Below are 21,017 nucleotides of genomic sequence, written 5' to 3'. Positions count from 1 at the left end.
CGGCGCTCGATGCGCCGCTTTCAATAACCTGAAGGTCAGCGGTGACTGCCCCGTCCATCATGATCGCCCCGACCGCGCCGATCATGCCCGCCACGCCGATTATCATCCCAACCACCCCGGCCACGGCCGTCCCAGCCGCCCCGACTTGGATAAGAGCGATAGGCCGCCCGTGGTGGTGAATAATAGCGGGGGCCGTGTTGGTAATAGCGCGGTGCCGAATAATAGCGTGGCGCCGGTTGGTAGTACCTGGGTGCCGAATAGTAGCGCGGCCCCGAGTAGTAACTCCCACCGCCGTAATAGACCGGCGCCGGTGAGGTGTAGACCTCGGAACGGTAATAGCTCGAGTCTCCGTCGTAGTAAGGCACGCATGCCGAAAGAGTCAAACCGAGAAACGCAATGAGCAACAGTCGTCGATACATGGCGGCCTCCTGGACCGCGAATGAGCCACAACAGCGACGCTGATGGGCGGCAGCTACCTTTCGGTAACTGTCGATTAATCTGACAACAAAAACGGAATCTGGTGCGATTTCGCAATAAGTTGAAACACGTAGCGATTTGCCCAATTCCCAGACCTGCCACAGCGCATCCGGCACAAATCCCGTCGCCATTTCCTACAAGCCACTAAACTGAATCCATCCGATCGCCGCTCAGGGAATCGCCATGTCGCCTCGTTCGCCGTTGTATTCCCAACGCAAGCCGCTCCTGACTCTGGCGGTACTGTTGGGGACGGGTTTTCTGGTGATTTCGCTGCTGGGCTATTACGTCGCCCACACCTCGATACGCGACCACCAGCTCAAGGTCCTGTACCTGAACCTTGTGATTGGCCTGCTGGTCACGCTGGTAGTGCTGGCGGTGCTGTGTCGGATCATCAGTGGCTATCAACGCCGCATCGACGCCCAGACCACGCTCGACAGCCTGACCGAATTGCCCAACCGCCGTGGCTTCGACCTGCTGGCCGTGCAAGCCCTGCATGAGGCCCAGCGCGAGCCCAGGCCCCTGACTGCCTTGTTGCTGGAACTGGATGATTTCAAGCGACTGGACATCGCCCATGGTCACATCGCCAGCGACCAGTTGCTGACCGGGTTTGCCCGCGACCTGACCGATAGCCTGCGGCATTCGGACATCGTGTGTCGCTGGAGCACCGACGCCTTTGTCGTCCTGCTCAAGGACACCGACGGACAGACAGGTCTGAAAATCGCTGAGAAAATTCGCCAACACATCGAGAAGCAGCACTATTTCTGCAGCGGCAAGCAACTGTTGGCGACCATCAGCATCGGCCTCACCACTTTGCAGGACAACGACACCTTGCACAGCCTGCTGTCGCGGACCGATCATGCGCTGCAACGTGCCCGACAGACCGGAAGCAACCGAACCTGCGTTGAGATGCCTCACTCCAGTTATGAATAAACCCGACCTGTGCCCTGCCTGCGGCAGCGCCAATGACTGCACCCTGGCCAACCCTGGAACAGCCGACCGAGCCTGCTGGTGTTACGGCGTGAGTATCGACCCGGCCGTGCTCGAGGCATTGCCGGCCGAGCTGCGCGATCAATCCTGCCTGTGTCCGCGCTGCGCCCAGGTCGAAAGCCAATTGCGCGCCAGGCAGCCGCCGATCGCGTAAGATTCCCACCCTCCGCTCCTTTGCCTGAATGCCCCATGCGTGTCGACCGTTTCCTCAGCAATCTGCCGCGCTTCAATCGCCAACAGGTCCGGTTGTTGTTGGTGGCGCGCCGGGTAAGAATCGACGGCCTGGTGATCAGCGACCCACACGCCCAGGTCCGTGAGTTCAGCCGTGTCGAAGTCGATGGCGAACTGTTGCAGGCGGGCCGACCGACGCGGTACTTCATGCTGCACAAACCCGCCGGCTGCGTCAGCGCCACGCGCGATCCGCAGCATCCCACCGTGCTCGATTGGCTGGACGAACCGGACAAGGACGACCTGCACATCGCCGGGCGCCTGGACTTCAACACCACCGGGCTGATGCTGATTACCAATGACGGCAACTGGTCGCGACGACTGACTCAGCCACAGACCAAACTGCCCAAGGTCTACTACGTCGAAACCGAGCAGATCATCACTGCCGAATACGCCACCACCTTCGCCCGTGGCCTGTACTTTGCCTTCGAAGACCTCACCACACAGCCTGCGAAGTTGACGCTGCTGGGTCCGAACTCGGCGCGGCTGAGCATCATTGAAGGGCGTTATCACCAGGTCAAGCGGATGTTCGGCCACTTCGACAACAAAGTGCTGCGCCTGCACCGCGAACGCATGGGGCCGCTTTCGCTGGACGCCGATCTCGAGCCGGGCCAATACCGCGCCTTGAGCCCCGAAGAAGTCAACCTGATCTGAGCGGACGACCGCCGGGCAGAAGCGTCGAACAATTTGCAGAAGGACACTTGCGCAACGGCTGTCCCCCTGCTTGAATCAGACCGTCGGCCGAAATGTGACCGATGAGTCACACCATACTCCCAAGAAACTTTTTGTCGGCCGGAACCCTCTGGTCCCGCCTTGCCCGCCGACAGACTGCCCGCCTAATAACAACACCCGTCGACCGCTTCTTTTGGATCGACTTGGGCCTTATCTTCCAGGCGAATGCCTACCTGTCACATTGCCCGTGCAATCTCATTGCGCGCATACCCGCTTGCTCAGGAGTCTATGACATGAGGCCAGAAATCGCTGTGCTGGATATACAAGGTCAGTATCGGGTTTACACGGAGTTCTATCGCGCAGACGCCGCACAAAAGACCATCATTCTGGTCAACGGCTCGCTGGCCACTACCGCGTCGTTTGCACAGACCGTCAAGAACCTTCACCCGCAATTCAACGTCGTGCTGTACGACCAGCCCTACGCGGGTAAGTCCAAACCCCACAACCGGCATGAGAAAATGCTGACGAAGGAAGTCGAAGGCCAGATCCTGCTGGAGCTGATCGACCACTTCGCCGCCGAACACGTGCTGTCATTCTCGTGGGGCGGCGCCGCCACGTTGAGCGCGTTGTCCCACCGCCCATGGCGCATCGAAAAAGCGGTGATCAGTTCATTCTCACCGGTTCTCAACGCGCCGATGCGCGACTACCTCGAGCGTGGTGTCGATTACCTGGGCAACCTGGACGGCGACCGCGTGGGGCATCTGGTCAACAGCACCATCGGCAAACACCTGCCGCCGCTGTTCAAGCGCTTCAACCATCGCCATGTCAGCAACCTGGCCGAGCATGAGTACGGACAGATGCACTTCCACATCAGCGAGGTACTCCAGAGCGACCTGCGCTGCTACGCAACGGCAGCGAAAAAAATCAACGTACCGGTGCTGTTCCTGAACGGCGAATGGGATGAATACACCTCGGCCGTCGACGCCAGGCTGTTCGCCGACTATGTGCAGCACAGTACGTTCAGCACGCTGCAAGCCACCGGGCACTTTCTGGACATGGAACACAAGGCCGCCTTCCGGGACAGCCGCAACGCCTTGCTAGGCTTCCTCAAGCCGGGTCACCCCGAAAACCGGCCACGCTACAGCCAGGTACAGGGCTACCATGCACTGGCAATCTGAAACCACGTCCTCGTGGGCAAGCCCCGTCTCCTTCACAACGGCGCTTGCCCGCGAATGACCGCTCTGGCTTGAGGTCTGGCTTGAGGCTTGCGTCGACGGGCCACCTCACCGCCGGTAAAGAAAAACTTCAAATCCGCGCCCACATCTGGTACAAAGTCAGCCGCTCTAAGCGGGTGTCGTATAATGGCATTACTCCAGCTTCCCAAGCTGATAACGAGGGTTCGATTCCCTTCACCCGCTCCACTGCTTTCAAGGCTTCCAGCGGTGCACGAACATCATCGCAATCCACTGGGGGCTGTTTCGGGGTCTGTTTGTGTGTTAATGCGTCAGAGTGCCCTAGCACGCGCATAGCGCACGCAGGTGTATGCATCCTCGCCATTTTCGGATGAGGCCTCGGAAATGAGTAAGATTAGTAAGCCCCTCCGCAATTCCGCCTCAAAGCCTTGATTTCATTGGTTTTTGGGTGCATTCCCCATAGTAATTTTGAAGTAATGTAGAAGTAAGATAATTACTCTTTGGCAAGGTAATCTTTTCTTTTCTACAACCCTTTAAAATCAAGCACTTACGCGAAAATTACTTCTTCAATTACTCAAAATTACCTTCTGATGTAATCCGGCAGAGCCAATGAATACGGGCCTTTCGACGGAGCCAACGCCTCAAATTTCCTTATTACTCTTTTCCGACTTCGTTCCTGAAAATCAACTCAGCCAGGGAAGCTTTCAGATCTCAATTCAGTTGTCCCGTCACCTGCACTGAATCACCCCCACCCGTCGCAGGGATCCGCAAGCTTTTTGCCCTTCGCCATCATCAGGACAGCACCCGACCTTGGCCGCGCTGAATGGTTTGCAGCGGTGCGGAAAAAAAGACCTATTTAGCCCGCAGGCGAGGTGGGGGGGGCGACGGCGCGCGCCACTCAAGAAACAGCTATGTAGCACGTCAATACCCCGTACAACCGAGCGAATCTTGTGACGCCTCTGCGTCACAGATTAGGACTATCCCACGCGCCGGCCGCCGCTCAGGATACTGTATATACATACAGTCAGATTTGATGCAAACTAGCACCGTCGGCGCTAGATTGCGTTGATGAATTTGGTTGGGATCCAATCACTCACTGTGCGTTGACAACCTCCTATCGAACGTAGACGGTAGCCGCCTGTCGAATAAAGTGTGACTAAGGCGCTTAACGCCTGATAAAGGTATGTCATAAAGCCATAAGTGATTGACAAGGGATTTGACTTGTTGATAATCGCCGTCCAGAGTTGTCCTAGGTTGTGGATAAGTTTCTTGACAACCTGTGCGTAACGTTCATGGAAGATTGCTCCGCATGAACATGTCCGGAGAAAAAAATGGCCTTTAACGAAAGAAAAGCTGCCCAGATGGCTGCTTTTTTCCTTCATCAGGGTGGAGGAAAGCTCGAAGTATTGAAGCTGATGAAGCTTCTTTATCTTGCTGATCGTCAAGCGATGGATTGGTACGAGCAGCCAATTTCGGGTGATCGGATGGTCTCCATGCCCAATGGCCCTGTCCTGTCCCGAACCTTAGATTTGATGAACGGTAGTCGCCCCACGGTCGAAGACGGCTGGCAATGCTGGGTTGCTGACCGAGAATCCTACGAGGTTGCCCTACAGCCTTGTCATTTAGAAAATGGCGAGCTTTATCTAGGTGCGCTCAGCCAAGCCGAAATTGAGGTTCTCAATGCAGTTTGGGCTAACTTCGGTGGGATGGGTAAATACGATTTGGTGGATTACACACATGATCGTTGTGCCGAATGGAAAGATCCTTGCGGATCATCACGCCCAATAAGCTATGCGGACGTGTTTTTGGCTCTTGGCCGTGATGGGGGGGAGGCAGAAGAAGCAGCTCAAGCCCTGGAAGGCCAAGACACAGTGGATAGGATATTCGCGAGCCTTTAATGTTTATAGCTACCCGTAGAGCCACCGTTTTGGTTCCCAGTGGAACTCCTCAAAGGCCAGACCTGAAACACCTGTTTATCCTCCTCAACGATCCTGCTGGGGAGGATCAATTGGTTTTGATCGTAAGTATCTCTACTGTCAAGGCGGGTGGTAGGCACGACCAAACATGTCTCCTATATCCGGGAGATCATCCCTTCATACAAGTACCGAGCTTCGTTATGTATGGGATGAGCAGGCTTGAGCCAGCGAAAAAGCTGATCAAAGCTGTTGACCAAGGCATTTTTGTCCCTAAAGACCCGATAGATGGCGGTATTTTTGCCCGAATCTGCAACGGTGTTCTCGACTCAGCATTTACAGCAGCCGAGTTCAAAGCCTTTTTCTCAAAGATTTGGACCCGGTGAGAAAGTCCGAACCACTTGCTGTGCTTTTCTTCCCATGATGAGCAAACAGATTTTTAGATAGTCCGCCAAGAGCCTATTGCGACGAGCCTGTGTTGACGCACCGGTTCGTCGCCTCGTTTGCTGCGTGGAGCTTTTACGTCTCCCCGCCCACCTCGTAAGGTTTGAATCTCATAATCTCTTCACCCAGCCAGTCGTTCAGCTGGGTCATCCGCGTCTGAATGGGCTGCAGCTCGTTAGCAGCATAGATCTGTGTCGCCTCCCTGATCGATCCGAATCCACCCGCATTCTGCGGCACGATTCCCATTAACTGCGGAGGAATACGCAGGCTCGCCAGCACATCATCGCGGGTTTGATTCTTGATCGAATTGAATTCGTCCTTTGCCGCGACTTCGCTGACTGGAATCAGTTGAATACCGTCCTTCTTGCCCGTGGGCGAATAGACAAACAGATTCCGAAAATTCCCCGGCCCCTTGGACTCTTTCAGTGCCTTACGTAAAGCGTCGATATCCGCCTCGGTCTGCGCCGCATCGGTCATGTACAAAATGAACCCGGCGTGACTACCGTTCTCGTAATACTTGCGCCGGAACAGGGTCGCCGACTCGTTGAGCAATGCCGATTGCAGTGCGCTGACCCACTCCGGTAACCCGTAGATCTCTTGGTGCAAATCAGCCTCGCGTAGGTGAAAAATGCTTCCCGGCTCGAAGGCGTGCTCGTTCTTCCAGCCCTGAACCTGGTAGAACAGCCCCTCCGGCCCAACCCGCATGTACTTCGCCAACGACGGCACCAGTTGCCGCGTACCGCCCAGAACCGAGCGGCGTTTCTCCAGATACGCGTTGCCCAGGCACAGAAAGTCCAGGGCGAACTGCTCGAAAGCCGCCCGGGACAGCATCGAATGCGGGATAAACGTCTTGCTCAAGAGGTTGCACTTGAACATCAACCCCGAATGCAAATGCACGCTCGCGCCCACTGACCGGGCCAGGCCATTGAGCGACAACGGCGGCTCATACCACCTACCGTTGAACCAGCACTCCAAGTAATCAAACACCTCGCGACCACCCAGTACCGGCGTCGGCTCCCCGAAGCTGAACACCTGGGTTCCCGCACTGGCGGCGTCGAGGGTGGCCGGCAGTAGTGCCTGACTGGCGAGTTGTTCGGTCATGTGAAAATCTCCATTCGCCCGGTATTGGCAGCGGTCTGCCCTTCGAGCGGTTCGTTCTGCAATGCGTGGAAGAGCGCCCAGGCCAGGTCGGCGTGGCCGGTGTTGTCGTTGCGGCCTGCGGTGTAGGTGAACTGGCGACCGCCTGCGGTGATGGTCTTGCGGATAGCCATGAGCGACTGGGCCATGTCGGTCCAGCCGGCGTCGAACTCCAGCCGGCCCTTGTGAATTACGTCGTAGGCCTTCAGCACCAGGCGGGTTTTCACCTCGGGGGAGTAGCTGAAGGTGGTCACCGCCGGGAAGAACTGGCGCACCAGCTGGGCCACGCCGCTGCCCAGGCCGGTGACGTCGATGCCGATGTAGGTCACCCAGTAGCGGTCGCACACGCCCTTGATGGCGGCGGCCTGCGCGGCGAAGTCCATACCACGGAACTGGTGACGCTCGAGCACGCGAAACTTGCCGCCGGGCACCAGGGGCGGCGCGACCACCGCCAGGCCGGAACAATCGCCCGTCTCAGCCGGGTCATAGCCGACCCACACCTGGCGGTCGCCGAACGGACGCATGGCAAACGGTTTGTAGTCCTCGGCCCACTCGACCCAGCTATCGACCATGCAGGACTGCAACACCGACAGCGGAAAGATGCTCGCGCCGTCATCAACGAACTCGCACATCAGCAGATTGGCGAACGCCTCGGGGCTGTACTCCCGGCGCAGCTCTTCGATGTCGAACAGATCGCAGCCGCCCCGCTCTGCGTCGAGGATAGTGACAATCTGGCACCACAGCCGGTCCTCACAGAACCGTCCCTGCTGGAGCGCGCCATGAGACACGTCCACTTTGGTGTGCTGCGCGGCGGGTTTGCCCTTGTTGAAGCGCTCGCCCGTCCAGAAGGTGTACGCCTCGTGGGCCATGCTCGACGGGGTCGAGAAATAGGTTTTCCGCCATTTCTTGTGCATCGCCATGCCCGAGGCGACCTTGTTCAACTCCTCGAACTTGAACGTCCAGAAGAACTCATCGAAGTAGAAATTGCCGTGATAGCCCTGAGCGGTGCGGGCATTGGTGCCGAGGAAAAACAGCTCGGCGCCGTTGGGCAATACAATCGGGTCACCGGTCAGCTCGACGCCGATGACTTCCCGGGCGAAGGCCTGGATGTAACCCCGGAACAGGTACGCCTGACTCTTTGATGCCGACAGGAAAATCTGGTTGCGACCAGTGTCCAGGGCGTCGATGAACGCCTCGCGGGCGAAGTAGTAAGTGGCGCCGATCTGCCGGCTCTTGAGAATGACGCGAGTGCGCTGGTTACCGGCCCGGTGCCAGTCTTTCTGGTAATCGAAACAGCCGTCGATGAAGGCCTCACGCAGCAGCTCGATCTGGTCTTCGCTGATATCGTTCTTCGGGGATTTTTTCTTCGGTCCCTACTTGAAACGCGGTATGCAGTTGCGATCGGAGGCGGTTGCAGTAAGTCGTCACGCCGTTCGCGATCATCCTGGCGATGATGTCTCTAATTTCACCAGGACCAATCAGGACCGCCGGAAGCTTTACCAGATTCGGGAATGGTTCGGACACGTAGTGTTTGAAGGACCACTTCACGTCCTCGACCGAGGCTGCACACTCCCCCGCGAGTTTGGCGATGTAGCCGTCCATCACATTCTGAAACGTGCCGGTCGCGATCACCACTTCCTTTTCGGCGCGGCACAGATCCCTGGCAGCGGCGAGGCCCAGTGTTGGCCATGTACCGAGTTTGCTCTTGAGCTTCTTTCCCGTTGCTGTAGCGCTGGAAATAGAACTCCTTCGTCCCGTTCGGACGCACCCGCAGAAACAGAACGCCCTCGCCTCGGGCAGTGCGGCCGTCCGAGACCGTGAACTCCTTTTCCGCAGGCTTCATTGCCTTGATTTGTTTCTCTGTGAGCATTTGGGGGCCGTTGCTGGGGGCTGTATGCGTGGAATATGGGGCAAACCAGTGAAACAGATTGAAATCGTGCCTCGCACTGAGCCCCAATTAAGACGGGGCTTTGCGGGGCACAAGCATACATCCAGCGTCCGTCTGAAACACCACCCACCCAAGATTCCCAAGCTGATAACGAGGGTTCGATTCCCTTCACCCGCTCCACTATTTTCAAGGTCTCCAGCGGTGCATATTCGTCATCGCAGTCAGTTGGGGGACGTATTCGTTGCCACATGATAGCGAGCCTCTACAGCCCCCCTGCAGTTCATGAAATCTCACGGGGATCTGTTCACCAAACACTTCCTTCCAGATCTTGACGATCAGACTGTCTTACTCAAAGCGCATCTGTTGATTGAAGAGATGCTCAGAGACTTTTGCTACAAATCAGTGCGCTCACCCGAACACCTCCATAAAGCCCGCCTTAACTTCACCCAAGTCACCAAGCTCGCGAGATCACTATGTGCCTTTGACTCTGCACAGCTCGGTCATGTGTGGGGGATGGTAAAGCTGGTGAACGACCTAAGGAATTTCATGGCTCATGAACTTGAGCCTGACGTAATCAAGTTCGAAACGTGTCGGGACTCATTGATCAAGTCTTCTGCACTCAAACAGAATGAAAGTGATGGCTCACCGGTGAAACGTCTGGCTCCCAGCTTGAGCTACCCCTGCGGAGCGATGTCCGCGATGCTACAGGTCTCGTTAGCGATCCAATTCCCTGACGAATTCGCGGCCGACTGAACGGAAACAGACGCAAAGAGTCAGCACAGTTGAGCCGACCTCCTACAGGTTCCGACCTTAAAATCTGCCGGGGTCCGAAAAATAGTAATATTAATAATATCTACTCCGAGAAACGGCCACAGCCCTTGTCTATCAAGGCTTCCAGCGGTTTGGGGGAAAGGCGATATTTAAGCGATAGGAAGGCGATAGTATTACCTTTCTTAGAAGCTATATTTCTATTCCCTAAAATCCAATAAATCCGGGGCTTGACAGAAATATTACTTTATATCGCTTCATATTACCTTCCCTTGTAATACCAAAAGCCCAGTAAGACCGTGGCCTCCAGACCCATTACCACGCCCGCATAGCTGATATCGCTTTTTTCAAAACGACCACCCCTCACTTAAGAATCAATCTCAATAGAATGAAATTTTTTCAGGGGCTCTATCGCGCCCAGCTGGAGTCGGGTGTATCAGCCCTCCTCAGACCCCAAACTCCTAAGACGATGCGAGATTTGGGCGTACCAGAGAAGCCACCAAGCTAACTATTAGTAGGCTAATTACTGGAGTGCATTAATTCCGTAGCCAATCCAAAAAAAACGAACTACATTTCACGTAATCCTGTAGGGAACCTCATATTTTTTATGAGCAGCAGGATTAATAATAGACTTGACCATCTTGAAAAACTTATAACCGGGGAGATAAATTAATGAAAGCTAGTTGGTTAGCACTTTATATTGCGTTATGTTGTTTCGGGTTCAATGCTTATGCTAACGAAGCTTCTATAATAATCCCGAAATATGGCGGACAATCCGGCGCTAGCTCTTTAAGCGATGAAACTAAGCAGGAACGATCGGAAAGAAGACATAAAGCCAGAGAACAGAAAGCTGCGGAGCATGAAAAAAAGGTTGCATATTACAGATCCAACTACGACCCATGTGTATATTCAGATGAAATGCGCAAATTGTCATTTGACGCAATGTTCGATGATGTGGACCTCACTGACATCAAGTGTTCCAAGGAACAAGAAGATGCTCTAATGGAGAAAAGGATCGCAGCAGAGAAGAAAAGAATTAGTGATGAAAAGCGCAAAATTTTAGCGGAAAAAACCAAGGCCGCCTCTGAAAAAAACAAAACTGCTACAGTTAAGAGCAAAGCGGAACCTGAAAAACAAAAAACTCAAAATAAACAGATCTATTCTTATGTAAGAACATCAAAATTCAAAAGCCCTGTCGGCGCTAACACCCAAGAGGAAGCGCTGAGCGCTTTGAACAAAGACATTGACAAGGCAGAGCAAGACGCCTCAAAGCCTTTTCTAAATCATATTAGCGGTAAAATCATAAATCGGCCTGCACCCACCTGTAAAATAGGTGCGTATCAGAAAAAATGGTGGTGTGAAAGCACTGTTACTTTTTCCGGCCAAACGTATTCAGACCCAGCAAAAGAAAAGCAAGCTTCACAAACAACCAAAGTGCAAGAGCGATAAGCTCAGCAAAACAGCAAACCATTTACGGCAGGCCAACTCAAGGCCTGCCTAACAACTATGACTACGCCAATCATCGAACGTTTACAAGCTGGAGAAATCTATAACACTTGGGGAAAGGCAAGTTACTTTCAATTAATTAAAACATTAGAGAGCAATGAACTTAAGTGATACGCCCTTACGGGGTATCCATGGGCTGATCACACCTACACACATACACGCTTCTGGGCGAAGATGGCCAATAAAGGTTCGATTCCCTTCACCCGCTCCAATCGAATTCTGCTCTCGCGTCGTTGTGGTTTTGACGGGGGATATAAAAAACCGGCATTGAATGGCCGGTTTTTTTTGGTCTGGTGTTTTTGAATGGTCCGCCTTGGGCTGGCTGAAGGGTTAACCCCTGCTCACCGCCGAAACGCACTGCGCTCACCTAGGGCTTTTGTTCTCGGAGAGGCAGTTGCCCCCATCCACCACGAGAACCTCGCCCGTAATGTAGCTGGACTCCGGGGAAGCAAGAAAAGCGACCGCCGCTGCGACCTCGTCCGGTCTACCGGCACGCCCGACGGGAACATACTGCGCCGCGCTCATTTCCCCCGCAGTGCTGGATTGCGTCGCGATCCACCCGGGGGCAACAGCGTTCACGGTGATACCGTACGGCGCGACTTCCAGCGCCAGGCTCATGTTCATACCCACCATCCCCGCTTTCGCCGCCGCATACGCGGCCTCGCCAGGGTTGCTGACGCGGGTGCCGGTCGTAGAACTGACCTGGACGATGCGTCCGTAACGACGATCCTGCATGCCCGGTAACACAGCGCGGGTCAGCAGAAATGCAGTGGTCAGATTACGGGCAATCGAAGTGTTCCACAGCTCGACGCTCATAGTGGCCACTTCAGCGAACGTTTCGGCATCACCCTGAATCGCCATACCGGCGTTGTTCACGAGTACATCGATTCGTCCCCAGAGCGATTCAGCCCACGTCACCAGTTCGACGACCTGAGCCGGCTGCGTAAGGTCCGCAGCACGTCCCTGTACCTCATAACCTTCCGCACTCAGCTGCGCGACGCGATCATGGATACGGGCACTGCTGCCGGTGATGATCAGCTTTACACCCGCGTCCCCGAGCCGTCGCGCGATAGCCAGGCCAATCCCATATTCGCTGCCAGCGCCGCTGACCAATGCGACCTGACCACTCCAGCTTTTGACCATTGCACGGCTCCACAGAGAGACACTCGAAGACAGGTTGACAGTTCAGAGTAGACGCCAGGCGCCCGCATTGATGCACTAAAGATTGTGAGCGGCAGGAAATGGCCAGAAGCGGATGGTCTGTCTTGTGCAATAAGACCCGGCTTGTTAACCCTATTTGCGTGAATAAAGAGGCCACAGGCCACTAGCACGGTACGGATACCGGACTAGACTTTTCAGCGCTGTCGCTTCGGCAGCCACCAAGCGCATTACTCAAAAGCTGTTTTTATCCGCGGATAGGGAGATCTCTCATGTTCAGCCTCGACGCCTCTGGATATACGAAAAGTGCCACCGCCCCCGCATTTGCCACAGTTCCGCCCATCAGTGGCGGCATCGAAAGCACCAGCGTGACCGTTGTTTGGCAGAATATTCTGCAAAGTGACGTGCTCCAGATGCTCTCGGGCATCGATCCCCCCCTGACCGGTTCCTTCATTGATTACCGCTACTGGGCAAACGGCATTCTCCGTTGGGCACTGAGCCAGCAGGACGACAATGGAAACCCGCTTTATGCTTTCGCTATCCCGTCATGGGAAACGGGCTTCGATGACAACGGCAATCCCGTCGTCGGAGCGTTTCTGTTCCCTGTGGGAACCCAGGTCACCGTGCTCCAGCCCAGCGACGACGAACTCAACGCCGCGTTGGCGAGTGCCTATGGCAACCTGCCGCCCCTCACATTGACCTCGAACCAGACCGGCGATCCTGACGAGCGCCGCTGGGCCGCTGCCGCCCATGCCTATGCCCTGACGCAAAACGACGCCAACGGTAACGCCTACGTGGCCGGCATCCCGAGCTGGGAAATGGCGGTCGAGGGCGACCAGACCGTCCGCGGCGTTTTCGCGTTCAGCAACACCCCCGGCATCCAGGTGCTCAGGGCTGGTCGCGCCGCCCTGATGGATCAGATCCTCGCGGGCATTCTCGAACCCTTGAACAGTCCGAACCTGATGGACACGAACATGAGTGTCCTCGCCGTGGCCGCCAACCGTTGGGCCATGCGCTACGGTGGTGTGTGCGGCGCCGGTACCTTTGGCTATTGCTCCGCCAAATACCCCGAGGGGGAAGAGTGGGACACCATTTTCACGCACGACATTGTCATCTGCTTCGCGCCACAGCAGCCGACCGTGGACTTGTTGCAATCCATCGTCGATCAACCCGCCGTGGCCTGGCCCGATTTCAACAATGCCTACTCGCAGCTGTGCATCGCCCTCGGCAACATCATCAATGGTGCGAACTCCAATGACCCACTCGATCCGCGTGGGCTGGCGGCGGCCTCCCCCGAGTGGTCCCCGAACGCCGTCGCCACCCAGCTCGACAACTGGTTGCAATTCGATACGAACGGCAACTACAACCTGTCTCCAACCGCTCCCCCGGCGCCAACGGGCGTGGCTGCTGACGACTGGCTCCAGATCATCCATACCGTCTGGCAGGAGATGAGCGCTGTCGAACAACTCCAATCGCTCTACAGCTATACCCAAGGAACCCTGAACACAGCGCAGGGCACGGCAAATACCCTGATAAACGGGGCGATCGCCAACATGCAAGCCAAGACTGACGACAGTACGCTGCTGGACTTCGGCCAGTTGCTCAAAGACCTCGGTTATTCGCTGGTATGGTTCTTCTCCGGAACCACTGCTGCCTGGGCCAACCTGGCGGCGGTTGCCGTGACCGATGTCATTCGCGTGATCACCAGCGCCTTCGGCGGGACGACCAGTTCGATCACCATCGGCCAATACTGGGACCAGGTCGCCGACTCCTTCGAAGCGAGCAACAAGAGCCTCAGTAACTTCTACACGACCATCGCCAGCGACCACGGACGCCTGATGAGCTTCTACAGGTATGCCGACAACGGTAACCTCCCGATACCCACTGGCAACAACGGCGGTTCCTCGACAACGGACCATGACAGCTCCACCGCAACCGCCATGGCCAACGGTCTGATGTTGCAGGCCTACCAGAACCTGATGCCGCTCTACTGGGCAATCGCCTGGGCCTGCCCCAATCCGTTCGTCGGCCCGGGATACAGTGCTTATACGACGCTCACCATTCCGGAAGCACCCGAGGGCACCTATGTCGAGGGGCCATATTACGAGTTTGCGATCATCTGGAGCAGCAGTGGCGTCATTAAAAGCTATCCAACGCCGGCGATGATGATGGACCTCACCGACACACTGAACGTCAACCTGATGGATGTCCTGGCGCGGACCGACCCCTGGCTCGGTATTACCGCCTGGTTTGGCTGGTTCGCTGGCACTCAGGTCAACTTGCAAGGCCCTTATACCCGCTAGTCCGTAGGCGCTCCCCCAACGACGCGGCGACCGCGCCGTTGGGGATCCCATTAGCCACGCATCCGAATTGCAACTTGCACCATAGCCGGCAAAAACTGACTCACGCCCCAGGCAAATGCCCCAATGGCAGCGCTCCCGGGGTCTTCACGGTATGGATCGCAAAATTACTGCGGATATCACTGACCCCCGGCAACTTGAGCAGTCGCCCCGTAAGAAAGCGGTCATACGCCCGTAAGTCCGGCACCACCACCTGCAGCAGAAAGTCCGACTCTCCCGATACCAGGAACGCTGAAATCACCTCCGGCAATGCCGTAACAGCCTGGCGAAACGCGTCGGCTTGTTCATCGTTATGCCGTTCAACCTTGATACCGACGAAGATCGTCAGCCCAAGGCCCACTTCGTCACGGTCGAGGATGGCCTGGTAGCCGCGAATCACGCCAGCGTCTTCGAGCATCCGCACGCGGCGCAGACACGGTGAGGGCGACAGGCCGATTTCCTCGGCCAGTTGCACATTGCTCAGGCGGCCATCGCGTTGCAATGCGGCGAGGATCTTGCGATCGAAGGCATCGAGCTTCATGGGTTGGCATTTTCCAGTTTCTTTTATTCGATCGTTGGCAGGTTATGCCAATTTTTGCCAACTTAGAAGCTGACTTCGCAAGCACCTGCCCTGCCCTCCCGCTTTAGACTGGCATTTTTCAAACGTTGCGAAGGAGCGTGGCATGGCAGAGTTCTGGTTGTTCCTGATGGCCTTGACGGTGGCGTATCTGTTGCCGGGACCCGACATGATTCTGTTGCTGCAAACCGGCGCGCGTCAGGGCAAGGGTCCGGCACTGGCAACGGCGGTGGGTTTGGGAATCGCTCGGGGATGTCATGTCGTATTGGCCGCGTTGGGGCTCTCGGCATTGTTCAAGACCGCCCCCTGGACATTCGATGCGGTGCGCCTGCTCGGTGCTGCCTATCTGTTATGGATCGGCTTTCAATGCCTGCGGACCCGTTTGTTGCCAAGCCTTGAAGCGGCCGGCATCGAACCTGTAAAGCAGCGTTGGGGCCAGGCGATTCGGCGCGGGTTACTGACCAACCTGCTCAATCCCAAGGCATTGCTGTTCTGTTCGATCCTGCTGCCGCAGTTCATCGACCCACGGGGCGGCCCGGTGCTTGGGCAATTTGCGGTCCTCGGTGTGATCCTGGTCGGTGTTGGCTTGCTGTTCGATTGCGCCTACGCCCTGGTGGGTGTGGCGCTTGGGCGCTGGTTGCAGCGCTCACCTTCGGCTCAGCGTGTGCAGCAGTGGTTGTTTGGGAGCTTGTTGATCGGGTTTGCGGTGCGGCTGACATTCGTACAGCAGTCATAGCGCTGCGGATGTCCCAAGGCCTCGCCCATAGAGGCAGCCCAGCGGGAGCAAGCTCCCTCGCCACGTTTTTTCCGTCCTTCATATCCGGTAATAACCCCATCCCACCTCCCCGCCGGCCTTATCTGGCGCGGCTTCTAGACTTCGTTGCGATGAACGCGCCTGCTCGCCTGATCCGGGGCGGTGATTATAGTGTTGATCACAAACTCATAGTAGGTATAGTACCCACCAAGCACACCACACGGAGGTGATGTGAATAGCCGTTTTTTGATAAGCCAACTCCTTGCGGACGGTTGGTACCTGGTGCGGGTTCGGGGCAGCCATCATCATTTCAAGCACCCGAGCAAGCCGGGACTGGTCACCGTTCCTCACCCGAAGAAGGACCTGCTCAAGAAAACGGCCATCAGTATCCTGCAACAGGCCCTGCTCCAGATCGCCCGTTGCCCTGCGCTCCCGGAGGACGATGAACATGCTGTACCCGATTGCGATTTCCATGGGTGATGAAAAACACGCCTGGGGTGTTGAAGTGCCGGATATTCCGGGTTGTTTTTCCGCGGGAGACGATCTGGATGACGCCATGGCCATGGCCCGCGAGGCCATTGAAGGTCACTTCGAGATTCTTGCCGAAGACGGCTCGCCGATTCCAACGGCCAGTAAAGTCACCGTCCACGCGGCCAACCCGCACTATGCCGGTTGCACCTGGGCGCTGGTGGACATTGACGTAACCAAGTACCTGGGCAAGGCGCAGAAACTCAACATCACCCTTCCCGGCTATCTGCTGAACCGTATCGATGAATATGTGCTGCATCATCCTGAAGAAAAGAGCCGCTCCGGGTTCCTGGCTTCGGCGGCGCTCAAGGTGTTGCAGCAAGGACGGTAAACAGCTCGCGCCTGGATACAAAACCTGTGGGAGCGAGCCTGCTCGCGATGACGATGGTTCAGCAACATCGGCGTTGCCTGACACACCGCCATCGCGAGCAGGCTCGCTCCCACAGGGTTTTGCGGATCGATGTCTATTTTTTCTGGGCGTCGGATTCTTTCATCTGCACCGAAGACTTGGTGCCGTCAGTGTTGTCCTTGGTTTCATTGTCCGAATTGTCGAAACAGCCTTGCAGGACGAGCAGGCTACAGGCGAGGCAGAACGTGCGCGTGAGGTTCATGGTGTACTCCGCTGAGGGCTTTAAGGAGTGACCGATGAACGCGGCAAATGGTTGCGACAGACTTCAGCCAGGACGACAGACGTTCTCCCCCAGGGTCGCACCTAAATGTAAGTAGAATTTTCACCGAGGCGTTGCTGTCACACCAGACAGGTGCAATCCCATAAGGAACACAGCAATGACCTTCGCAAAAATCGCGCAAAAACTGTCCCTGTGGGCGGGGAGCCCCAAGACATTTCTGGGGGCTATCGTGCTCCTCGTGCTTTGGGCCTGCAGCGGGCCACTGTTCAAGTTCAACGATACGTGGCAGCTGATCATCAATACGTCCACGACGATCATTACCTTCCTGATGGTGTTCCTGATCCAGAACACGCAGAACCGCGACACCGATATCCTGCACCTGAAGATCGACGAATTGTTGCGCGCGACCAGCGAAGCGCAAAATGCAATGCTCGGACTCGAGGCGCTGGACCTCAAGCAACTGGAAGCGCTGAGGAAGCATTACCAAGCCATGGGACAAGGCGAGGCTAAAAGCCTGGAAGGGGTAGGGAAGAAGAACAAGATCGATCTGAATCAGTGCTGATCGCGATGCGCGAGTGGCGTGGCACCACTCGCGCATCGCGAACGAACCTCAAGGCAGCGGATTACCCCCCGTCACGCCGAAGACTTCGCCAGTGATGTAGCTCGACTCCTGAGACGCCAACAGTACATATAGCGGCGCACATTCGGCCGGTTGCCCGGGACGCTTCATCGGCACCTGAGAGCCAAAGGTAGGAATCTTCTCCTGGGGTTGTCCCCCACTGGGTTGCAACACCGTCCAGATCGGTCCGGGCGCCACGGCGTTGACGCGGATACCCTTGCTGATCACTTGCCCCGCCAGTGCCTTGGTGAAGGCCACGATGGCCGCCTTGGTGGTGGCGTAATCCAGCAGCGTCGCGGACGGGTCGTAAGACTGGATCGATGCGGTGTTGATGACCGTTGCCCCCGCCGGCATCAGCGGCACCGCGGCCTTGCAGATCCAGAACATCGCGTAGATGTTGGTTTTCATGGTGTCGTCGAATTGCGCGGTGGTGATGTCGGCGATGTCCTTTTGCGCCTCCTGCTTGCCAGCAACGTTTACCAGGATATCCAGGCCCCCCAATTGCTCGTGAGCGCTTCTGACCAATTGGGCGCAGAAGGCTTCGTCCTTGAGATCACCGGGAATCGCAATGGCTTTGCGGCCTTCGGCTTCGATCAGTTCGATGACTTGCCGGGCGTCGCGCTCTTCGCTGGGCAGGTAATTGATGGCCACATCAGCCCCCTCCCGGGCGTAGGCAATGGCTGCCGCGCGGCCGATACCCGAGTCGCCGCCGGTCACCAGCGCCTTGCGACCTTCCAGTCGGCCGAAGCCTTGATAGCTTTTTTCGCCATGATCGGGCTTGGGCACCATGTCCTGGTCGATGCCGGGCGGCGATTGTGGCTGGTCGGGAAAGGGTGGGCGGGGATACTGTGTCAGCGGGTTCTGCATCGCGTATTGGTTGGGTTCTCGGCGTGTGGACATCGAGGTTCTCCTTTCGGCGGGCAAGACAAGCCGGGAGCGAACGCCCCGGCCCTGAATGTGAGACGTGCCGCGATCAGCGGCTGGCCTGCAGTGCCCTTGCCATCTCCAGGTGGGTCTGCAATTTAGGCAGGGTTTCATCGGCAAACGCCTTGATTTCCGGCACTTCGGTGGTCTGGGCCTCCTGCTCGATCTGCGCGATGGCTTCCTCGGTGGCCTTGACCTGGCTGGCGGCATAAGCCGCTTCGAACGACTCGCCTTCCTGCATCTGCGGGATCATGGCCTTGGCCTTGTCAGCGACTTCCTCCCGCGGTGCGACTGGCAGATCGAGTTTTTTCGCAATCTTGGCCAGATGCTGATTGGCGGTGGTGCGGTCGTTGATCACCATGATGGTGTAGTCCTTTACCTCTCTGGATTCGGCTTTGCCGTGCGCCATGCGACTGGCCTCGATGTCGGCCATGCCTTTGGCGGAGGCATCGTTGATGAATTCGGCTGGCGATTGGGCCCAGGCACTGTTGGCACCCAGGCCCATCAGCACGACGAGACTGGTGGTGCGATAAAAGGTAGCCATCCGGCTCATGGTCGCGCCCTCCTCGTAGTTAAAAGTTCGGGCAGGTCGCCCTGCCTCTGCATCAGAACCATCGATGACCATTCAGCGACATGTCCGACCCGGTTTGCGAACGGTTTCGGCTTTCGACGGGTGCTTGTCGACGGTCATGATGGTAGTTCTCCCACTTTTGCGACCCGCTTCAGACACCTTGGTTCGATCATGGATGACATTTGCGGGATGAACGCTTCGTGAACCCGGCATGGTCTGGCCCTCCAGATGCTTGAATGTTGGCGAGCAGGGCCCGCCTGACATTCGAAAGGACCAGGGACGCAAAGGTTTGAATAAACGAGCGGCGCGACGACGAACGGTGACGTGCTTTCAGATGCCGAAGGCCCTGTGATTCTGGCGCTTGGCGGCGTACATCGCTTCGTCGGCATGGCGAAACAGTGCCACGTCTTCGATGCCGTGGTCAGGGAAACAAGCCACGCCGATGCTCGGTTCGATGCTCAGGCAGTGCCCGTCCAGTCGCAGCGGCTGGGTCAGCGCCTGGCGGATTTTTTCCTGCACCCCGTGGGCATCTTCCAGAGCCTGGATGCTATGGAGCAGCACCACGAACTCATCGCCGCCAATACGCGCGACTGTGTCGGAATCACGTACACAGCCCTGGAGCCGACTGGCCACCGCTTGCAACAGCAGATCGCCGACACCGTGGCCGTAGGTGTCGTTGACCTGCTTGAAGCGGTCCAGGTCGATATACAGCAATGCCATGCGCCCTGACCCCAAGCGGGCGCTCGCCAGCGCGGCCTTGAACCGTTCACGCAGCAGTTCGCGGTTCGGCACCTGGGTCAGCTGGTCGTATTGGGCCATGCGCTGCAAGCGGGCGTGCAATTGCTGGCGTTCGATGGCGATGGTGATCTGCGCACAGACGTACTGCAGCAACTCCATGTCCTGCTCGGTGTAGCGCTCACTGTTCTGGGCACTTTTGAGGATCAGCGCGCCAATCGTGCCGTTTTGCGAATTCAGCGGCACACCCAGCCAGCACGGCGCGCCCGGCTGCGCCATGAGGTCGAAAAAATCCGCTGGCAGTGGGTTGCAATCAGGTGTGAGCAAGATCGGCTGACCGCTGCGAATCACCTCGGTGCACAAACGCCCGGTGATTGTCCCCGGCAGTTCGGGTTGCCCTTCCTGGTCGTCGACGTGATAGGCGAAATTCAATTGAGCGCATTGTTCATCGTACAGCGCCACCGAGAAATTCAGGGCCGGTAGCCACTCGCCGATGATCAGGTGGATACGCTTGAACAGCGCCAGCAGGTCCGCCGCGGCATGGGCCGCTTCGGAAATGGCGTACAGCGCCGCCTGTCGGGACTCCGCCAGTTTGCGCTCGGTAATGTCCCGGGCCACGGCGATGCGCAATTGATCAATTTCCGACCAGCGCGCCGACCACAGGATATGCACCACCCGACCGTCCTTGCGCAGGTAGCGATTCTCGAAGTTGAGCTTGGGCTCGCCGTCCATGATCTCCCGCGCCGCCTCGAGGGTACGCTGGCGATCGCCAGGGTGAACCAGTTCGATCATCGGCCGGCCGATCAGCTCCTGGGGGGTGTAACCGAAAATGCGTTCGCAGGCGGCGCTGACGAATACGAAGCGCCCCTGGCCGTCGACGGCACACACGGCGTCCAGCAGAAGATCGATGTAACTGGCCAGCGGCGCGGAATCTCGAGTACCCATTGAGCTGGAAGCCATCCGGAGAATG

At 56.9% G+C, this 21,017-nt stretch carries 19 protein-coding genes, 1 tRNA gene and 3 pseudogenes; 13 read left to right on the top strand and 10 right to left on the bottom strand.

Annotated elements, in window-relative coordinates; translation table 11 throughout:
• Nucleotides 1-35: 35 nt before the first annotated feature.
• On the bottom strand, nucleotides 36-419 hold the full coding sequence (locus LOY35_RS07285; protein ID WP_258631745.1) for a hypothetical protein: 384 nt from the start codon (nucleotides 417-419) through the stop codon (nucleotides 36-38).
• Nucleotides 420-801: 382 nt separating this feature from the next.
• Between LOY35_RS07285 and LOY35_RS07280 the strand changes: the two are divergent.
• The 7 genes and pseudogenes from LOY35_RS07280 to LOY35_RS07250 all read left to right on the top strand — a co-directional run.
• Nucleotides 802-1,407 (top strand): annotated as a pseudogene (locus LOY35_RS07280) (GGDEF domain-containing protein); the annotation flags it as partial.
• Nucleotides 1,400-1,618 carry a cysteine-rich CWC family protein gene (locus LOY35_RS07275; protein WP_258631744.1) on the top strand — a complete coding sequence of 73 codons (219 nt, stop codon included), beginning with the start codon at nucleotides 1,400-1,402 and terminating at the stop codon, nucleotides 1,616-1,618. The pseudogene LOY35_RS07280 and the gene LOY35_RS07275, both read left to right, overlap by 8 nt.
• Before the next feature lie 35 nt (nucleotides 1,619-1,653).
• The gene (locus LOY35_RS07270; protein WP_258631743.1) at nucleotides 1,654-2,346 is read left to right on the top strand and encodes a pseudouridine synthase; all 693 of its coding nucleotides are present in this window, start codon (nucleotides 1,654-1,656) and stop codon (nucleotides 2,344-2,346) included.
• A 311-nt stretch (nucleotides 2,347-2,657) separates the two neighbouring features.
• Nucleotides 2,658-3,542 (top strand): alpha/beta fold hydrolase, encoded by an 885-nt coding sequence (locus tag LOY35_RS07265; protein WP_258631742.1) that lies wholly within the window; start codon nucleotides 2,658-2,660, stop codon nucleotides 3,540-3,542.
• 169 nt (nucleotides 3,543-3,711) lie between these two features.
• A tRNA-Gly gene (locus LOY35_RS07260) sits at nucleotides 3,712-3,785 on the top strand.
• Between the two features lie 1,103 nt (nucleotides 3,786-4,888).
• Nucleotides 4,889-5,455, top strand: coding sequence for a Panacea domain-containing protein (locus tag LOY35_RS07255; RefSeq protein ID WP_258631741.1), 567 nt, complete (start codon nucleotides 4,889-4,891; stop codon nucleotides 5,453-5,455).
• Nucleotides 5,456-5,673: 218 nt separating this feature from the next.
• A complete protein-coding gene (locus LOY35_RS07250) occupies nucleotides 5,674-5,856 on the top strand; it encodes a hypothetical protein (protein WP_258631740.1) in 183 nt (60 codons plus the stop codon).
• 133 nt (nucleotides 5,857-5,989) lie between these two features.
• Here LOY35_RS07250 and LOY35_RS07245 read toward each other — a convergent pair whose 3' ends face one another.
• The 3 genes and pseudogenes from LOY35_RS07245 to LOY35_RS07235 form a co-directional block, all read right to left on the bottom strand.
• Nucleotides 5,990-7,015, bottom strand: a complete 1,026-nt coding sequence (locus LOY35_RS07245; RefSeq protein WP_258631739.1) for a phage portal protein — start codon at nucleotides 7,013-7,015, stop codon at nucleotides 5,990-5,992.
• Nucleotides 7,012-8,424: pseudogene (locus tag LOY35_RS07240) on the bottom strand (terminase large subunit domain-containing protein); the annotation flags it as partial. The pseudogene LOY35_RS07240 and the gene LOY35_RS07245, both read right to left, overlap by 4 nt.
• On the bottom strand, nucleotides 8,363-8,686 hold the full coding sequence (locus LOY35_RS07235; RefSeq protein WP_258631738.1) for a hypothetical protein: 324 nt from the start codon (nucleotides 8,684-8,686) through the stop codon (nucleotides 8,363-8,365). The pseudogene LOY35_RS07240 and the gene LOY35_RS07235, both read right to left, overlap by 62 nt.
• 1,693 nt (nucleotides 8,687-10,379) lie before the next feature.
• Between LOY35_RS07235 and LOY35_RS07230 the strand changes: the two genes are divergently transcribed.
• Entirely contained in the window at nucleotides 10,380-11,156 is a 777-nt protein-coding gene (locus tag LOY35_RS07230) for a hypothetical protein (protein ID WP_258631737.1), read from the top strand.
• Nucleotides 11,157-11,576: 420 nt separating this feature from the next.
• On the opposite strand, the gene LOY35_RS07225 is transcribed toward LOY35_RS07230, so the two are convergent.
• The gene (locus LOY35_RS07225) at nucleotides 11,577-12,356 is read right to left on the bottom strand and encodes an SDR family NAD(P)-dependent oxidoreductase (RefSeq protein WP_258631736.1); all 780 of its coding nucleotides are present in this window, start codon (nucleotides 12,354-12,356) and stop codon (nucleotides 11,577-11,579) included.
• A 287-nt stretch (nucleotides 12,357-12,643) separates the two neighbouring features.
• Between LOY35_RS07225 and LOY35_RS07220 the strand changes: the two genes are divergently transcribed.
• Nucleotides 12,644-14,674: a hypothetical protein gene (locus LOY35_RS07220; protein WP_258631735.1), complete on the top strand. Its 2,031-nt coding sequence runs from the start codon at nucleotides 12,644-12,646 to the stop codon at nucleotides 14,672-14,674.
• 100 nt (nucleotides 14,675-14,774) lie between these two features.
• Here LOY35_RS07220 and LOY35_RS07215 read toward each other — a convergent pair whose 3' ends face one another.
• Nucleotides 14,775-15,251: an Lrp/AsnC family transcriptional regulator gene (locus LOY35_RS07215; RefSeq protein WP_258631734.1), complete on the bottom strand. Its 477-nt coding sequence runs from the start codon at nucleotides 15,249-15,251 to the stop codon at nucleotides 14,775-14,777.
• A 142-nt stretch (nucleotides 15,252-15,393) separates the two neighbouring features.
• Between LOY35_RS07215 and LOY35_RS07210 the strand changes: the two genes are divergently transcribed.
• From LOY35_RS07210 to LOY35_RS07200, 3 genes and pseudogenes are all read left to right on the top strand, one after another.
• Nucleotides 15,394-16,023, top strand: coding sequence for a LysE family translocator (locus tag LOY35_RS07210; RefSeq protein WP_258631733.1), 630 nt, complete (start codon nucleotides 15,394-15,396; stop codon nucleotides 16,021-16,023).
• A gap of 249 nt (nucleotides 16,024-16,272) precedes the next feature.
• Nucleotides 16,273-16,449: pseudogene (locus LOY35_RS07205) on the top strand (type II toxin-antitoxin system HicA family toxin); the annotation flags it as partial.
• A gap of 40 nt (nucleotides 16,450-16,489) precedes the next feature.
• Nucleotides 16,490-16,900 (top strand): type II toxin-antitoxin system HicB family antitoxin, encoded by a 411-nt coding sequence (locus LOY35_RS07200; RefSeq protein WP_258631732.1) that lies wholly within the window; start codon nucleotides 16,490-16,492, stop codon nucleotides 16,898-16,900.
• 133 nt (nucleotides 16,901-17,033) lie between these two features.
• Here LOY35_RS07200 and LOY35_RS07195 read toward each other — a convergent pair whose 3' ends face one another.
• Complete coding sequence (locus LOY35_RS07195; protein ID WP_193754057.1) at nucleotides 17,034-17,180, bottom strand: hypothetical protein; 147 nt, start codon at nucleotides 17,178-17,180, stop codon at nucleotides 17,034-17,036.
• 175 nt (nucleotides 17,181-17,355) lie between these two features.
• On the opposite strand from LOY35_RS07195, the gene LOY35_RS07190 reads away from it, so the two are divergent.
• Nucleotides 17,356-17,760 carry a low affinity iron permease family protein gene (locus LOY35_RS07190; RefSeq protein ID WP_258631730.1) on the top strand — a complete coding sequence of 135 codons (405 nt, stop codon included), beginning with the start codon at nucleotides 17,356-17,358 and terminating at the stop codon, nucleotides 17,758-17,760.
• 48 nt (nucleotides 17,761-17,808) lie between these two features.
• Here LOY35_RS07190 and LOY35_RS07185 read toward each other — a convergent pair whose 3' ends face one another.
• The 3 genes from LOY35_RS07185 to LOY35_RS07175 form a co-directional block, all read right to left on the bottom strand.
• Complete coding sequence (locus tag LOY35_RS07185; RefSeq protein WP_258631728.1) at nucleotides 17,809-18,717, bottom strand: SDR family oxidoreductase; 909 nt, start codon at nucleotides 18,715-18,717, stop codon at nucleotides 17,809-17,811.
• Nucleotides 18,718-18,790: 73 nt separating this feature from the next.
• On the bottom strand, nucleotides 18,791-19,294 hold the full coding sequence (locus LOY35_RS07180) for a DUF4142 domain-containing protein (RefSeq protein ID WP_258631726.1): 504 nt from the start codon (nucleotides 19,292-19,294) through the stop codon (nucleotides 18,791-18,793).
• Between the two features lie 348 nt (nucleotides 19,295-19,642).
• On the bottom strand, nucleotides 19,643-20,992 hold the full coding sequence (locus LOY35_RS07175) for a GGDEF domain-containing protein (protein ID WP_258631724.1): 1,350 nt from the start codon (nucleotides 20,990-20,992) through the stop codon (nucleotides 19,643-19,645).
• Nucleotides 20,993-21,017 lie beyond the last annotated feature (25 nt).

Source organism: Pseudomonas sp. B21-028 (assembly GCF_024749045.1).
Classification (GTDB): Bacteria; Pseudomonadota; Gammaproteobacteria; order Pseudomonadales; family Pseudomonadaceae; genus Aquipseudomonas.
Note: the sequence above shows the minus strand (reverse complement) of the source record. Positions and strands in the feature narration are given on the sequence as shown.

Bases quoted from the DNA above. Each gene is read 5' to 3' on its own strand.
- LOY35_RS07285 (WP_258631745.1), bottom strand. From the start codon at position 419: ATGTATCGACGACTGTTGCTCATTGCGTTTCTCGGTTTGACTCTTTCG.
- LOY35_RS07275 (WP_258631744.1), top strand. From the start codon at position 1,400: ATGAATAAACCCGACCTGTGCCCTGCCTGCGGCAGCGCCAATGACTGC.
- LOY35_RS07270 (WP_258631743.1), top strand. From the start codon at position 1,654: ATGCGTGTCGACCGTTTCCTCAGCAATCTGCCGCGCTTCAATCGCCAA.
- LOY35_RS07265 (WP_258631742.1), top strand. From the start codon at position 2,658: ATGAGGCCAGAAATCGCTGTGCTGGATATACAAGGTCAGTATCGGGTT.
- LOY35_RS07255 (WP_258631741.1), top strand. From the start codon at position 4,889: ATGGCCTTTAACGAAAGAAAAGCTGCCCAGATGGCTGCTTTTTTCCTT.
- LOY35_RS07250 (WP_258631740.1), top strand. From the start codon at position 5,674: ATGTATGGGATGAGCAGGCTTGAGCCAGCGAAAAAGCTGATCAAAGCT.
- LOY35_RS07245 (WP_258631739.1), bottom strand. From the start codon at position 7,015: ATGACCGAACAACTCGCCAGTCAGGCACTACTGCCGGCCACCCTCGAC.
- LOY35_RS07230 (WP_258631737.1), top strand. From the start codon at position 10,380: ATGAAAGCTAGTTGGTTAGCACTTTATATTGCGTTATGTTGTTTCGGG.
- LOY35_RS07225 (WP_258631736.1), bottom strand. From the start codon at position 12,356: ATGGTCAAAAGCTGGAGTGGTCAGGTCGCATTGGTCAGCGGCGCTGGC.
- LOY35_RS07220 (WP_258631735.1), top strand. From the start codon at position 12,644: ATGTTCAGCCTCGACGCCTCTGGATATACGAAAAGTGCCACCGCCCCC.
- LOY35_RS07215 (WP_258631734.1), bottom strand. From the start codon at position 15,251: ATGAAGCTCGATGCCTTCGATCGCAAGATCCTCGCCGCATTGCAACGC.
- LOY35_RS07210 (WP_258631733.1), top strand. From the start codon at position 15,394: ATGGCAGAGTTCTGGTTGTTCCTGATGGCCTTGACGGTGGCGTATCTG.
- LOY35_RS07200 (WP_258631732.1), top strand. From the start codon at position 16,490: ATGCTGTACCCGATTGCGATTTCCATGGGTGATGAAAAACACGCCTGG.
- LOY35_RS07195 (WP_193754057.1), bottom strand. From the start codon at position 17,180: ATGAACCTCACGCGCACGTTCTGCCTCGCCTGTAGCCTGCTCGTCCTG.
- LOY35_RS07190 (WP_258631730.1), top strand. From the start codon at position 17,356: ATGACCTTCGCAAAAATCGCGCAAAAACTGTCCCTGTGGGCGGGGAGC.
- LOY35_RS07185 (WP_258631728.1), bottom strand. From the start codon at position 18,717: ATGTCCACACGCCGAGAACCCAACCAATACGCGATGCAGAACCCGCTG.
- LOY35_RS07180 (WP_258631726.1), bottom strand. From the start codon at position 19,294: ATGAGCCGGATGGCTACCTTTTATCGCACCACCAGTCTCGTCGTGCTG.
- LOY35_RS07175 (WP_258631724.1), bottom strand. From the start codon at position 20,992: ATGGGTACTCGAGATTCCGCGCCGCTGGCCAGTTACATCGATCTTCTG.